General features: G+C 66.7%; 10 protein-coding genes. 9 read left to right on the top strand and 1 reads right to left on the bottom strand.

Going from position 1 to position 13651, the window contains the following annotated elements; genetic code table 11:
• The first annotated feature begins 2 nt into the window (after nt 1–2).
• The 3 genes from ACWEFV_RS19315 to ACWEFV_RS19305 are packed head-to-tail and all read left to right on the top strand — an operon-like array spanning nt 3 to nt 5664.
• Nucleotides 3–4130 (top strand): glycoside hydrolase family 38 N-terminal domain-containing protein, encoded by a 4128-nt coding sequence (locus tag ACWEFV_RS19315; RefSeq protein ID WP_450071315.1) that lies wholly within the window; start codon nt 3–5, stop codon nt 4128–4130.
• The gene (locus ACWEFV_RS19310) at nt 4127–4744 is read left to right on the top strand and encodes a DUF7158 domain-containing protein (protein WP_450071314.1); all 618 of its coding nucleotides are present in this window, start codon (nt 4127–4129) and stop codon (nt 4742–4744) included. Before ACWEFV_RS19315 ends, ACWEFV_RS19310 begins: the two co-directional genes overlap by 4 nt.
• A gap of 2 nt (nt 4745–4746) precedes the next feature.
• On the top strand, nt 4747–5664 hold the full coding sequence (locus ACWEFV_RS19305) for an ROK family protein (protein ID WP_450071313.1): 918 nt from the start codon (nt 4747–4749) through the stop codon (nt 5662–5664).
• Here ACWEFV_RS19305 and ACWEFV_RS19300 read toward each other — a convergent pair.
• Nucleotides 5565–5999, bottom strand: coding sequence for a winged helix-turn-helix transcriptional regulator (locus ACWEFV_RS19300; RefSeq protein WP_135452816.1), 435 nt, complete (start codon nt 5997–5999; stop codon nt 5565–5567). The two genes, ACWEFV_RS19305 and ACWEFV_RS19300, sit on opposite strands and share 100 nt — an antisense overlap.
• Nucleotides 6000–6072: 73 nt before the next feature.
• Here ACWEFV_RS19300 and ACWEFV_RS19295 point away from each other — a divergent pair, with 73 nt between their 5' ends.
• From ACWEFV_RS19295 to rpoB, 6 genes are all read left to right on the top strand, one after another.
• Nucleotides 6073–6522, top strand: a complete 450-nt coding sequence (locus tag ACWEFV_RS19295) for a DUF1772 domain-containing protein (RefSeq protein ID WP_450071312.1) — start codon at nt 6073–6075, stop codon at nt 6520–6522.
• A 253-nt stretch (nt 6523–6775) separates the two neighbouring features.
• Entirely contained in the window at nt 6776–7303 is a 528-nt protein-coding gene (gene rplJ / locus ACWEFV_RS19290; protein WP_135452818.1) for a 50S ribosomal protein L10, read from the top strand.
• Nucleotides 7304–7379: 76 nt separating this feature from the next.
• Nucleotides 7380–7766, top strand: a complete 387-nt coding sequence (rplL, locus tag ACWEFV_RS19285) for a 50S ribosomal protein L7/L12 (RefSeq protein WP_135452819.1) — start codon at nt 7380–7382, stop codon at nt 7764–7766.
• Nucleotides 7767–7968: 202 nt separating this feature from the next.
• Nucleotides 7969–9054 (top strand): ABC transporter ATP-binding protein, encoded by a 1086-nt coding sequence (locus tag ACWEFV_RS19280; RefSeq protein ID WP_450071311.1) that lies wholly within the window; start codon nt 7969–7971, stop codon nt 9052–9054.
• Between the two features lie 85 nt (nt 9055–9139).
• Complete coding sequence (locus ACWEFV_RS19275) at nt 9140–9685, top strand: hypothetical protein (protein WP_450071310.1); 546 nt, start codon at nt 9140–9142, stop codon at nt 9683–9685.
• Nucleotides 9686–10097: 412 nt separating this feature from the next.
• On the top strand, nt 10098–13607 hold the full coding sequence (gene rpoB / locus ACWEFV_RS19270) for a DNA-directed RNA polymerase subunit beta (protein ID WP_450071309.1): 3510 nt from the start codon (nt 10098–10100) through the stop codon (nt 13605–13607).
• The last annotated feature ends 44 nt before the right edge of the window (nt 13608–13651 follow it).

The following is a 13651-nucleotide window of genomic DNA, read 5'->3' as shown; positions in this document are numbered from 1 at the left end:
AGATGCACGTCACGTCAGTGGAGACGACGGAGCTGTTTGCCGGGCCCGAGGATGCCCCTCGGCAGCTGGTTCGGGTGCGATACGAGGCCTGTGCCTCGCCGACGCCCGTGCGGGTCAGCGGGGACGGGCTCTCCGGTGAGGCGATCGCCGCGCCCGGCGACGGCGCCGTCGAGGTACCGGTGGACGTCGAGCGGGGTGTGCCCGGCGAGATCCGGCGCGCCCGGGTGGGCTCCACCGACTTCGCGTTCACCGTGGCGGAGCCGGGCTGGACGATGTACATGATCAGCCACTTCCACTACGACCCTGTCTGGTGGAATACCCAGGCCGCCTACACCAGCGTGTGGACGGAGGACCCGCCCGGTCAGTGCCGGCAGACCAACGGATTCGACCTGGTGCACGCACACCTGGAAATGGCCCGCCGTGTTCCGGAGTACAAGTTCGTGCTGGCCGAGGTGGACTATCTCAAGCCCTACTGGGACGCCCGACCCGGAGACCGGGCCGATCTGCGCCGGTTCATCGCCGAGGGCCGCGTCGAGATCATGGGCGGCACCTACAACGAGCCCAATACCAACCTCACGAGCCCGGAGACCGCGATCCGGAACTTTGTGGCGGGCATGGGTTTTCAGCGTGACGTGCTGGGTGCCGACCCGGCCACCGCCTGGCAGCTCGACGTGTTCGGGCACGACCCGCAGTTTCCCGGGATGGCGGCCGACGTCGGCCTGACCTCCAGTTCGTGGGCCCGCGGGCCGCATCACCAGTGGGGTCCCATGCAGAACGACGGCGACCCCGAGCGCATGCAGTTCGCGAGCGAGTTCGAGTGGATCGCGCCCTCGGGCCGAGGGCTTCTCACGCACTACATGCCTGCGCACTATTCGGCCGGATGGTGGATGGATTCCTCGGCATCACTGGCCGAGGCCGAGGAATCCACTTACACGCTGTTCACCAAACTCAAGCGAGTTGCGTTGACCCGCAACGTGCTCCTACCGGTCGGCACCGACTACACCCCGCCCAACAAATGGGTAACCCAGATCCACCGCGACTGGAACTCGCGCTACGTCTGGCCGAAGTTCGTGTGCGCGCTGCCGTCGGAGTTCTTCAGCGCGGTGCGGGCCGAGATCGACGAGCGCGGGATCACGCCGTCCCCGCAGACCCGCGACATGAACCCGATCTACACCGGCAAGGACGTCTCCTACATCGACACCAAGCAGGCCAACCGGGCTGCAGAGGATGCGGTGCTCGACGCCGAGCGGTTCGCGGTGTTCGCCGGGCTGCTCGGCGGCGCCGACTATCCGCAGGCGGCAATGGCCAAGGCGTGGGTGCAGCTGGCTTACGGAGCGCATCACGACGCCATCACCGGATCGGAATCCGACCAGGTCTACCTCGACCTGCTCACCGGCTGGCGCGATGCCTGGGAGCTGGGCGTCACCGCTCGGGACAACGCCTTGGGCCTGTTGTCGGAGGCGGTCGATGGGTCAGTAGTCGTGTGGAACGCGGTGGCGCACAACCGGACCGACATCGTCACGGTGCATCTGGACGAACCGTTCTCCGGTGCGGTGCTCGACAGCGACGGCAATGACGTGCCCGTGCTGGTCGAGCATGACGGCGCGACGGTGAGCTGGCTGGCCCGCGACGTGCCGTCACTGGGCTGGCGGTCCTACCGGTTCGTCTCCGGGACGGCGCGCGGCTGGAAACCGCTGGCCGGAGACGAGATCGCCAACGACCGCTACCGGCTGCGCGTCGACGCGGCCCGCGGCGGGGCGGTGTGCTCGCTTGTGGACGACGGGCGCGAGCTCATCGCCGCCGGCGGCGTCGGCAACGAACTGGCCGTCTACGAGGAGTATTCGGCCCACCCCCAAGCCGGGGAAGGGCCCTGGCACCTGCTGCCCACGGGGCCGGTGGTGTGCTCCTCGGCCGGCCCGGCCGACGACGTGCAGTGTTATCAGAGCCCACTCGGGCAGCGGGTGATCGTGCGAGGCCGCATTCCAGACCTGTTGCGCTACACCCAGATCATCACGCTCTGGTCCGGTGTGGACCGCGTCGAATGCCGCACCGTCATCGACGAATTCGTCGGCGCGGACCGTCTGGTCCGGCTTCGGTGGCCTTGCCCGGTACCCGGCGCGCTGCCGGTGAGCGAAGTCGGCGACGCAGTGATCGGTCGCGGATTCGGGCTGCTGCACGACGGTTCGGATCATCACGCCGTTGACGCCGCGCAACACCCGTGGACGCTGGACAACCCGGCCTACGGTTGGTTCGGGCTGTCCTCGGCGGTACGGGTGCGCATCGGCGCGGCGGTACGGGCGGTCTCGGTGGCCGAGGTGGTCGCTCCCGACGGTGTGAACCCCCGCGATCTGATGGTGGCCCTGGTGCGGGCCGGCGTCACCGCCACGTGCAGTGCCGCCGACAAGCCGCGGTACGGCGACCTCAGCGTCGACTCCAACCTGCCCGACACCCGGTTCGCTCTCGGCGGTCCGGATGAAAACCCGTTCACCGAAGCTGTTCTCGCCGAAGCGGACGTCGCTTACACCGATGAGCTCAAACGTCAGATCGACGCCACCGGATCGGCTCGGGTGTGGGTGCCTGCCGCCGCGCCGTTGATCGAACACTGGGTGCCCGGCGCCGATCTCCGCGGCGTGCGCACGTTGCCGGTGCTGATCCTGGCCGGCGACCTCGATGCGGTGGTCGATGAGCTGGGGCAGGCCGAAATCGCCGTCACCCAACAGGCTCCCGCGGCGGCCGAGCCGTTCGAGGCCCGCACCGTGGCACTGCTGAACCGCGGTGTGCCGAGCTTCGCGGTCGAGCCGGACGGCACCCTGCACACGTCACTCATGCGGTCCTGCACCGGCTGGCCGTCCGGCACCTGGATCGACCCGCCACGGCGCACGGCACCGGACGGATCCAACTTCCAACTGCAGCATTGGACACACACATTCGACTACGCACTGGTCAGCGGTGCCGGTGACTGGCGGGCCGCGGGGGTCGCACCCAGCGCCGCAGAATTCAACCGGCCGCTGCAGCCGGTGGTCGTCGACTCGGACGCCGGTGGCGGGCTGCCGGCGTGGGGATCGCTGCTGGAGATCGAGCCCGCCGGGTCGGTGCAACTCGGTGCACTCAAGGCGGCCGGTAATCCGCTGGCGTCGGGCAGCGTGCGCAGTGCCGATCCGGTCGACGGGGTCACCGCGCGTCTGGTCGAGATCACCGGTAGTTCCGCAGAAGTCACGCTCCGCTCCGGCCTGCGCGCGGTCTCGGCCGCCGCGAACCTGAACCTGCTGGAGGAGCCGGCGCCCGAGCAGCCTTCGGATCTGAGGCTGCACGGCTACCAGATCGCCACGGTGTCGACCCAGCTCAATCTGCCCAAGGTGGTGCGTGCCGAGCACCGGAGGTTGGCGCCGGAAGCCGAGGCGGCGCAGCCGTTGTATGCCAGGTACTGGCTGCACAATCGCGGTCCGGCTCCGTTGGGTGGCCTGCCTGCCGTCGCATACCTGCACCCCGAAAGCACTGCCGGGCAACCTGGTACAGACGTCGTGGTGCGCCTGACCGCGGCCAGCGACTGCACCGACGACGCGCTGCACGGTCGGGTCAGGTTGTCCGCCCCGCCCGGGTGGGAGGTGCACCCCGCTGAGCTGCCCTATGTGCTGCCGCCCGGGGAACACCTGGAAACCGATGTGGTGCTGAGCATCCCGGCCGGGGCCGGGCCCGGGCTGTACCCGTTGCGCGCCGAACTCGTGGTGACCGGTGGGGGTGCGGCCCTGCCTCCGTCGTGGCGGCAGGTGGTCGAGGACGTCTGCGTCGTCACGATCGGTGAGACCAGCGCCCAGGTGCTCAAGCTGGTGTCCGATCCACATGCCGTCGACGTCAAGGCCGGTGAGACCGCGCGACTGTCGATCACGATCGGCACCGACGCACTCGCGGACCTGACCGCTGAGGCGCACCTCATCAGCCCGTGGGGAACGTGGGAATGGATGGGGCCTGCGGCGGTGGGTGTCGAAGTGCCCGCTGGTGGTACCGCCAAGATCGGGTTCGACGTCGCGCCGCCATCGTGGGTCGAGCCGGGCCAGTGGTGGGCGTTGATCCGGGTGGGCTGTGCCGGGCGGCTGATCTACTCGCCTGCGGTGAAGGTCACGGTGCGATGAACCAGGTGGCTTGGGTGGCGCAGGTGGCCGGAAAACCGGTGTCGATCAAGGAGATCGACGAGAGGGAGGCAACACTGCGAGCAGGAAACCAGGTCTCGGCGCTGCCGCGCCCCGGAACCAGCGAGGGGCGTCAGCTGCGTCGGTGGCTGACTCAACTGGCGGTGGCCGAACGGGTGGTCGACGGCGAGGCCTCCGCGCGCGGACTGTGTTCCGATGGTGTGCCGGCTCTGGGTGAGGTGCTCCCCGACACCGCGGCCCGGCTGGAGATCGGCAGTGTCGCCGCCGCCACGCTGGGCACCCCCCTGGCCCGGGCGGTGTTCGCGGATGTGACTGCGGCGGTCGATGTTTCGGACGCAGAGGTGGCCGGATATCACGCACGCAATCCGCTGCGCTTCGCCGAGACACAGGCCGGGGCGCACGGATGGCGCGCGGGTCCTGTCGCACCGTCCCTTGACGAGGTCCACGACCGGATCGCCGCGCACCTGCGGGCGGCCGCTCGAAGGCAGGCTTACCGGCAGTGGCTCGATGCGCGATGCGCCGCCCTGGTGGAACTCGCCCCCGGGTATGAACACCCCGGTGATCCCCGCCAGCCGGACAACACGCACAAACACTAGGAATGCCCAACGTGACCCTGACTCAGCCGGTGACCCTGGCGCTCGACATCGGCGGCACCAAGATCGCCGCCGGCCTGGTGGATCCCGACGGAAAGCTGGTCCATCGGGCCCAGCTGCCGACCCCGGACGGTGATGCCGAGACGGTGTGGGCTGTCGTCGAGAAGCTGCTCGGCGAGACCATGCGGGCCGCGGACGGAGCCGCGACCGGCGTCGGCGTCGCCTCCGCCGGGCCGATCGATTTGCCCAACGGCACCGTAAGCCCGATCAATATCACTGAGTGGCAACGCTTTCCGATCGTCGAGCGGGTTGCCGGCGTTGCCCGATTGCCGGTGCGACTCGGCGGCGACGGGCTGTGCATGGCGCTGGGAGAGCAGTGGTGCGGGGCCGCCCGGGGTGCGCAGTTCCTGCTCGGCATGGTGGTTTCGACCGGGGTCGGCGGCGGGCTCGTTCTCGACGGCGCACCGTACGACGGCCGCACCGGTAACGCCGGGCACGTCGGCCACGTCGTCGTCGCGCCCGACGGCGGTGAGCTGTGTACCTGCGGCGGGCACGGCTGCGTCGAGACCATCGCATCGGGGCCGAGCATGGTGCGCTGGGCCCGCCGACAGGGCTGGTCCGGCACTGACGCAAAGGCGCTGGGCGACGCGGCAAATCACGGAGATGAGCTGGCCATCAAGGCCTTTCAGCGTGGCGCCCGCGCGGTGGCGGCCATGATCGCCTCGGTGGGCGCGGTATGCGACCTGGACCTGGTGGTGATCGGCGGGGGAGTGGCCAAGTCCGGGACATTGCTGTTCGACCCGGTCCGTGCGGCGCTGGCGGACTACGCCGGGCTGGACTTCCTGCGCGGGCTCCGGGTGGTGGCGGCCGAACTCGGCGGGGACGCAGGCCTGGTCGGTGCGGCCGCCCTGGCGCGTGACTGACGCTTCCGCTTCTGAATCTCCATGTGGGTGCGACCCCACTCGCACAACGCACCTAGCACCGGGCCCAGCGTCTTGCCGTATTCGGAGATCGAATAGTGCACGCACGGTGGCACCGTGCCCGCATCGTGGCGGTCGATGATCCCGGCGTCGACCAGATCGTGCAGATGCCGGATGAGCATGCGCTCGGTGATGTCGGGAATGCTGCGGCGCAACTCAGCGGTGCGCATCGGCCCGTCGGCCAACCGCCACAGGATGGTGCCTTTCCAGCGCCCGTCGATGACCGACAGTGTCGCGTCGATCGGGCAGTCGCCGACCTCTTTCTTGGAAACCGCCATCTCCGGCCCTTCATATGCTGACTAATTTGTCAGTACCTTGTTTTTTGGCAGCTTACTGACCAGGCTCGATGATGTGAAGGAAATCGTTCAGATTCTCGCCGTCATCGTCACCGGGCCGCTGCTGGGCGTCGAGTTCGGGGTCGCCGCGTTCACCAACCCGATCCTGCATCGGCTACCCGACGCCGCCTATCGGCAGGCGCGCGGAACCGGCGCCAAGATCCTCGGGACCGCGATGCCGTTCTGGTACATGGCAGCGGTGGCGCTGATGATCGCCGCCGCGGTGTTCCGTCCCGCGCCCCTGCTCATCGCGCCGGTCGTGCTGATGGTGCTGGTCATTCTGCTGACCCTCACCACGCTCGTACCGATCAACAACCGCGTCGCGGCGGGATTCGGCGGTAACGACGCCGGTGAGGACCCCGGGCAGTTCCACGAACTGGTCCGCCGCTGGGGCCGATTGCACTGGTTGAGGGTCGGATTGCTCGCGGCCGCGTTCGTCTGCCTGGTGCTGGCCGGCGGGTGCTGAGGCGCGGCGAGCGTGCTCGTTTTGGCTGACTGGTAGGTGTTCGGCTACTCTGGTCGGGTTCCACCGAAGACCGTCGGTCACCGAGCAATCGGTTGAAGGTCCGGGAAATGTCCCGGCGGCCCACGCAGGAGGACGAGGCTAGACCAGTTTCGTGCTGGGTATATCTGCGCCCCGACCTATCTGCGTCGGGGCGTTCGTCATTTCACGGCCCCAAGTTGGTGGAGCGCCCGATACCCACCACAAGGAGGCATGCATGGCCAAGGCTGATAAAGCCACGGCGGTTGCCGACATTGCTGAGCAGTTCAAGGCGTCGACGGCCACCGTCGTCACCGAGTACCGCGGGCTGACTGTGGCGAACCTGGCTGAGCTGCGTCGTTCCCTCGGCGACTCCGCCTCGTACACCGTCGCCAAGAACACTCTGGTGAAGCGCGCCGCTTCCGAAGCCGGCATTGAAGGTCTCGACGAGCTGTTCGCCGGTCCCACGGCGATCGCGTTCGTCAAGGGTGAGCCCGTTGACGCCGCCAAGGCGATCAAGAAGTTCGCCAAGGACAACAAGGCGCTCGTCATCAAGGGCGGCTACATGGACGGCAAAGCGCTGTCCGTCGCCGATGTCGAGAAGATCGCCGACCTCGAGTCGCGCGAGGTGCTGCTCGCCAAGCTGGCAGGTGCCATGAAGGGCAACCTGTCCAAGGCCGCCGGCCTGTTCAACGCGCCCGCTTCTCAGATGGCCCGCCTCGCCGCGGCGCTGCAGGAGAAGAAGGCTGCCGAAGAGGCTGCTTAACCGCAATCGCTGTCGCGTAACCGCAACCGCACAAACCACCCAACATCTGTAAGAAAAATCAGGAAGGACCATAAACATGGCCAAGCTGTCCACCGACGAACTGCTCGACGCTTTCAAGGAAATGACCCTGCTGGAGCTCTCTGAGTTCGTGAAGCAGTTCGAAGAGGTCTTCGAGGTCACCGCTGCTGCTCCGGTCGCCGTTGCCGCCGCCGGTGCCGCCCCGGCCGCCGCCGAGGCCGCCGAGGAGCAGTCGGAGTTCGACGTCATCCTCGAGGGTGCCGGCGAGAAGAAGATCGGCGTGATCAAGGTCGTCCGCGAGATCGTCTCCGGCCTGGGCCTGAAGGAAGCCAAGGATCTGGTCGACGGCGCTCCCAAGCCGCTGCTGGAGAAGGTCTCCAAGGAGGCCGCCGAGGACGCCAAGGGCAAGCTCGAGGCTGCCGGCGCCAGCGTCACCGTCAAGTAGTCCAAAACTGGACCGCAAGAACCCCCGAATCCCCACGGATTCGGGGGTTCTTTGCTTGTATGAGCTGGATTGATTCGGTCCGGGTCCGGGTACTCCCGAATATTGGGAGACAAGCATGTGTGGGCGGTGCCCCGTGCGCTATGGTGACTCAAGCCACAGGCCGCAGCAGGTGGCGGGGTGAGCCGTAGGCGGAAGGATCTTTATGGGCGTCCAGATCGATGTGACGGGACTGAGCAAATCTTTCGGATCGTCAAAGATTTGGGAAGACGTCACGTTGACGGTTCCCGAGGGTGAGGTCAGCGTTTTGCTCGGCCCGTCGGGTACCGGCAAATCGGTGTTCCTGAAGTCCCTGATCGGCCTGCTGCGTCCCGAGCGCGGCTCGATCGTCATCGACGGCACCAACATTCTTGAATGCTCGGCCAAGGAGCTCTACGAGATCCGCACCCTGTTCGGTGTGCTGTTCCAGGACGGCGCGCTGTTCGGCTCGATGAACATCTATGACAACACCGCCTTCCCGCTGCGCGAGCACACGAAGAAGAGCGAGAGCGAAATCCGCAACATCGTCATGGAGAAGCTCGACCTGGTCGGTATGCCCAATGACGGCCACAAGTTCCCCGGCGAGATCTCCGGCGGTATGCGCAAGCGCGCCGGCCTGGCTCGCGCCCTGGTGCTCGACCCGAAGATCATCCTGTGCGACGAGCCGGACTCCGGTCTGGACCCCGTCCGTACCGCCTACCTGAGCCAGCTGCTGATCGACATCAACGCGCAGATCGACGCCACGGTGCTGATCGTGACGCACAACATCAACATCGCCCGGACCGTGCCCGACAACATCGGCATGCTGTTCCGCAAGCAGCTGGTCATGTTCGGCCCCCGCGAGGTGTTGCTGACCAGCGAGGAGCCCGTCGTCAAGCAGTTCCTCAACGGTCGCCGTATTGGGCCGATCGGTATGTCTGAGGAGAAGGACGAGGCGACCGCGGCCGCCGAGCAGGCCATGATCGACGCCGGCCAGCACGACGGCGGTGTCGAGGAGATCGAGGGTGTGCCGCCGCAGCTGATGGCGACTCCCGGTATGCCGGAACGCAAGGCCGTGGGCCGCCGCCAGGCCCGCGTGCGGGAGATCCTGCACACCCTGCCGCCCGCAGCGCAGGCCGCGATCCTCGACGACCTCGAGGGCACGCACAAGCTGCCGGTGCACCAGTTCGGCGACGAGCCCACCGCGCGCCACCACCGCCCGGTCGAGGACGACGCCCCGACCGGCGCCATCGAGGTGCCTCACCAGAGCTGAGTTTCGAACAAGTCAGGCCGGACCCCGAGGGTCCGGCCTGACTTGTCTCGTGGACACCAGGAGCCGATATGCACGCGCAGCCGCGATGAATCCGCCGCGGACGCAGCCGACGGTGTCCGGTGCGCAACCGGGCGCCGGGCTCGACCAGGTGACCCGCACCGCGGGCATTGCCGGCGTCGGATTGGCCGACCAACTGGCCGCAGCGGCTCGACACAGCACCGAGGCGGGGGTCGCGCTTGCGTCGGCCGTCGGTATCCCGCTGTTGACGCTGGTCATGACCTCGCTGAAGGGCGGGGGGTTGACGGCTTCCTCGGTGTTACCGGCCGTCGTGGTGATGGTCGTTGCCGTCGGCTTGGTCGGGTACTTCATGTACTGGGGGATGCCGACGCGATTCCGCCGGCTGATTCCGCCGGGCACTCCGATCGAGGCCGAGTTCGGGCCTCAGCGGATCGGCCTGCGGCTCGGTGGTTACCTGCAAACGCTGGAGCTCGGCTCGATCAAACGCATCCGGCACGCCGACTGCGCGTTTCACGTCTCCGTGCGAGGGGTGGCGGCCGGGCTGATCATTGCCGAACAGCTCGTTCCGGCGCAGGTGGGCGCAGCGCTCCTGGCGCGTTTCGGCGCGGCGTAGGTGAAGCTCTACCAGCCGTTGCCAGAGCTGCCGCGCGGTCCGGAAATCTCCCACACGAAACCGCGTGTGAGCACTTGACGGAAGGCCATGGACAGGCCAATCTGTTGGGCAGCATGTGTGACGGGTTTAGGGACGCCAGCCAGCGCCAGGTGATCCGTTTCATACAGTGGATGTGTGGTGGTTGAGGAATGCGCCGTTCTGCGCTATTGTTGGACGTTGCGCTGGCTGCATCCTGCCCATCTCATCTGACCTGCACATCGTAGTTCTAGCCTGAGCATTGCTCAGCACCTAGTCCTTAGTGCCGTGCGTATGGGGTTCTGGACGAGCTGAAGTAGGAAACAGTCAGCCGAACCGACGCAGAATCGCGGCCCAGAAGGACGGCTCTTGCTGGCCTTTTCGAAAGTCGCATGAGGTGCTGGAAGGATGCATCTTGGCAGTCTCTAGCCAGAGCACAGCGAACGCTAACACCAATAACTCCGTCCCCGGAGCACCGAACCGAGTTTCCTTTGCCAAGCTCCGCGAACCGCTTGAGGTTCCGGGGCTTCTGGACGTTCAGACGGATTCCTTCGACTGGTTGGTCGGAGCGGACGGATGGCGCCAGAAGGCCGTTGATCGCGGTGAGACCGACCCCAAGGGCGGCCTCGAAGAGGTGCTCGAAGAGCTCTCGCCGATCGAGGATTTCTCGGGCTCGATGTCGCTGAGCTTCTCCGACCCGCGCTTTGACGAGGTCAAGGCGCCGGTCGACGAGTGCAAAGACAAGGACATGACGTACGCGGCTCCGCTGTTCGTCACGGCCGAGTTCATCAACAACAACACCGGTGAGATCAAGAGCCAGACGGTCTTCATGGGTGATTTCCCGATGATGACCGAGAAGGGCACCTTCATCATCAACGGCACCGAGCGTGTCGTGGTGTCCCAGCTCGTGCGTTCTCCCGGTGTGTACTTCGACGACAGCATCGACAAGTCCACCGAGAAGACGCTGCACAGCGTCAAGGTGATCCCGGGCCGCGGTGCGTGGCTGGAGTTCGACGTCGACAAGCGCGACACCGTCGGTGTCCGCATCGACCGTAAGCGTCGGCAGCCGGTCACCGTGCTCCTGAAGGCGCTGGGCTGGACGAGCGAGCAGATCGTGGAGCGCTTCGGCTTCTCCGAGATCATGATGGGCACCCTGGAGAAGGACAGCACCGCCGGTCCCGACGAGGCGCTGCTGGACATCTACCGCAAGCTGCGCCCGGGCGAGCCGCCGACCAAGGAGTCCGCGCAGACCCTGCTGGAGAACCTGTTCTTCAAGGAGAAGCGCTACGACCTGGCCCGCGTCGGCCGCTACAAGGTCAACAAGAAGCTGGGCCTGAACGCCGGCAAGCCGATCACGTCGTCGACTCTGACCGAGGAAGACGTCGTCGCCACCATCGAGTACCTGGTGCGTCTGCACGAGGGCCAGACCACGATGACCGTCCCCGGCGGCGTCGAGGTCCCGGTCGAGGTGGACGACATCGACCACTTCGGTAATCGTCGTCTCCGCACCGTGGGTGAGCTGATCCAGAACCAGATCCGGGTCGGTCTCTCCCGCATGGAGCGCGTCGTGCGTGAGCGCATGACCACTCAGGACGTCGAGGCGATCACGCCGCAGACCCTGATCAACATCCGTCCCGTCGTGGCGGCGATCAAGGAGTTCTTCGGCACCAGCCAGCTGTCGCAGTTCATGGATCAGAACAACCCGCTGTCGGGTCTGACCCACAAGCGTCGCCTGTCGGCGCTGGGCCCCGGCGGTCTGTCCCGTGAACGTGCCGGCCTTGAGGTCCGCGACGTGCACTCCAGCCACTACGGCCGCATGTGTCCGATCGAGACCCCTGAGGGTCCCAACATCGGTCTGATCGGCTCGCTGTCGGTGTACGCCCGGGTCAACCCGTTCGGCTTCATCGAGACCCCGTACCGCAAGGTCATCGACGGTGTGGTCAGCGACCAGATCGACTACCTGACCGCCGACGAGGAGGACCGCCACGTCGTGGCGCAGGCCAACTCGCCGATCGACGTCGACGGCAGCTTCACCGAAGACCGCGTGATGGTGCGCCGTAAGGGCGGCGAGGTCGAGAACGTGGCCCCGTCCGACGTGGACTACATGGACGTCTCGCCGCGCCAGATGGTGTCGGTCGCGACCGCCATGATCCCGTTCCTCGAGCACGACGACGCCAACCGCGCCCTGATGGGTGCCAACATGCAGCGCCAGGCGGTTCCGCTGGTGCGCAGCGAGGCGCCGCTGGTCGGTACCGGCATGGAGTTGCGTGCCGCGATCGACGCCGGCGATGTCGTCGTCTCGGAGAAGGCGGGCGTCGTCGAGGAGGTCTCGGCTGACTACATCACCGTGATGGCCGACGACGGCAGCCGGCACACCTACCGGATGCGCAAGTTCGCCCGGTCCAACCACGGCACCTGCGCCAACCAGCGTCCGATCGTGGACGCCGGGCAGCGTGTCGAGGCCGGCCAGGTCGTCGCCGACGGTCCGTGCACCGAGAACGGTGAGATGGCCCTGGGCAAGAACCTGCTCGTGGCGATCATGCCGTGGGAGGGCCACAACTACGAGGACGCGATCATCCTCTCGAACCGCCTGGTCGAAGAGGACGTGCTCACCTCGATTCACATCGAAGAGCACGAGATCGATGCCCGCGACACCAAGCTGGGCGCCGAGGAGATCACCCGGGACATCCCGAACGTCTCCGATGAGGTGCTGGCCGATCTCGACGAGCGCGGCATCGTCCGCATCGGCGCCGAGGTCCGCGACGGCGACATCCTGGTCGGCAAGGTCACCCCGAAGGGTGAGACCGAGCTGACCCCGGAGGAGCGCCTGCTGCGTGCCATCTTCGGTGAGAAGGCCCGCGAGGTCCGCGACACGTCGCTCAAGGTGCCCCACGGTGAGTCGGGCAAGGTCATCGGCATCCGCGTGTTCTCCCGTGAGGACGACGACGAGCTGCCGGCCGGCGTCAACGAGCTGGTCCGCGTGTACGTGGCCCAGAAGCGCAAGATCTCCGACGGCGACAAGCTCGCCGGACGCCACGGCAACAAGGGCGTCATCGGCAAGATCCTGCCCGTCGAGGACATGCCGTTCATGCCCGATGGCACCCCGGTGGACATCATCCTGAACACCCACGGTGTGCCGCGTCGTATGAACATCGGCCAGATCCTGGAAACCCACCTCGGGTGGGTGGCCAAGGCCGGCTGGAACATCGATGTGGCCGAGGGAACGCCGGAATGGGCGAGCAGGCTGCCCGAGGGTCTGCACTCGGCCCCGGTCGACAGCATCGTCAGCACCCCGGTGTTCGACGGTGCCCGCGAAGAGGAGCTGGCCGGACTGCTCGGCTCGACGCTGCCCAACCGTGACGGAGACGTCATGGTCGACAGCGACGGCAAGGCGACGCTGTTCGACGGCCGCAGTGGCGAACCGTTCCCGTACCCGGTGACGGTCGGCTACATGTACATGCTGAAGCTGCACCACCTGGTCGACGACAAGATCCACGCCCGTTCGACCGGTCCGTACTCGATGATCACCCAGCAGCCGCTGGGTGGTAAGGCGCAGTTCGGTGGTCAGCGGTTCGGTGAGATGGAATGTTGGGCCATGCAGGCGTACGGCGCTGCCTACACGCTGCAGGAGCTGCTGACCATCAAGTCCGACGACACGGTCGGCCGCGTGAAGGTATACGAGGCGATCGTCAAGGGCGAGAACATCCCTGAACCCGGTATTCCGGAGTCGTTCAAGGTGCTTCTCAAGGAGCTGCAGTCGCTGTGCCTCAACGTTGAGGTGCTCTCCAGCGACGGCGCGGCGATCGAGATGCGTGACGGCGATGACGAGGACTTGGAGCGTGCCGCTGCCAACCTCGGTATCAACCTGTCGCGCAACGAGTCCGCCTCTGTTGAAGATCTTGCGTAGATCTCGTCCGAGAATTTCTAGTCCCGAAAGGGGAAAGGGAGTTA

This window comes from Mycobacterium sp. NPDC004974 (assembly GCF_053600815.1).
The sequence above is the reverse complement of the archived record's forward strand: the minus strand, read 5'-3'. Positions and strand labels throughout refer to the sequence as shown.

Bases quoted from the DNA above. Each gene is read 5' to 3' on its own strand.
- ACWEFV_RS19315 (WP_450071315.1), top strand. From the start codon at position 3: ATGCACGTCACGTCAGTGGAGACGACGGAGCTGTTTGCCGGGCCCGAG.
- ACWEFV_RS19310 (WP_450071314.1), top strand. From the start codon at position 4,127: ATGAACCAGGTGGCTTGGGTGGCGCAGGTGGCCGGAAAACCGGTGTCG.
- ACWEFV_RS19305 (WP_450071313.1), top strand. From the start codon at position 4,747: ATGCCCAACGTGACCCTGACTCAGCCGGTGACCCTGGCGCTCGACATC.
- ACWEFV_RS19300 (WP_135452816.1), bottom strand. From the start codon at position 5,999: ATGGCGGTTTCCAAGAAAGAGGTCGGCGACTGCCCGATCGACGCGACA.
- rplJ (WP_135452818.1), top strand. From the start codon at position 6,776: ATGGCCAAGGCTGATAAAGCCACGGCGGTTGCCGACATTGCTGAGCAG.
- rplL (WP_135452819.1), top strand. From the start codon at position 7,380: ATGGCCAAGCTGTCCACCGACGAACTGCTCGACGCTTTCAAGGAAATG.
- ACWEFV_RS19280 (WP_450071311.1), top strand. From the start codon at position 7,969: ATGGGCGTCCAGATCGATGTGACGGGACTGAGCAAATCTTTCGGATCG.
- ACWEFV_RS19275 (WP_450071310.1), top strand. From the start codon at position 9,140: ATGAATCCGCCGCGGACGCAGCCGACGGTGTCCGGTGCGCAACCGGGC.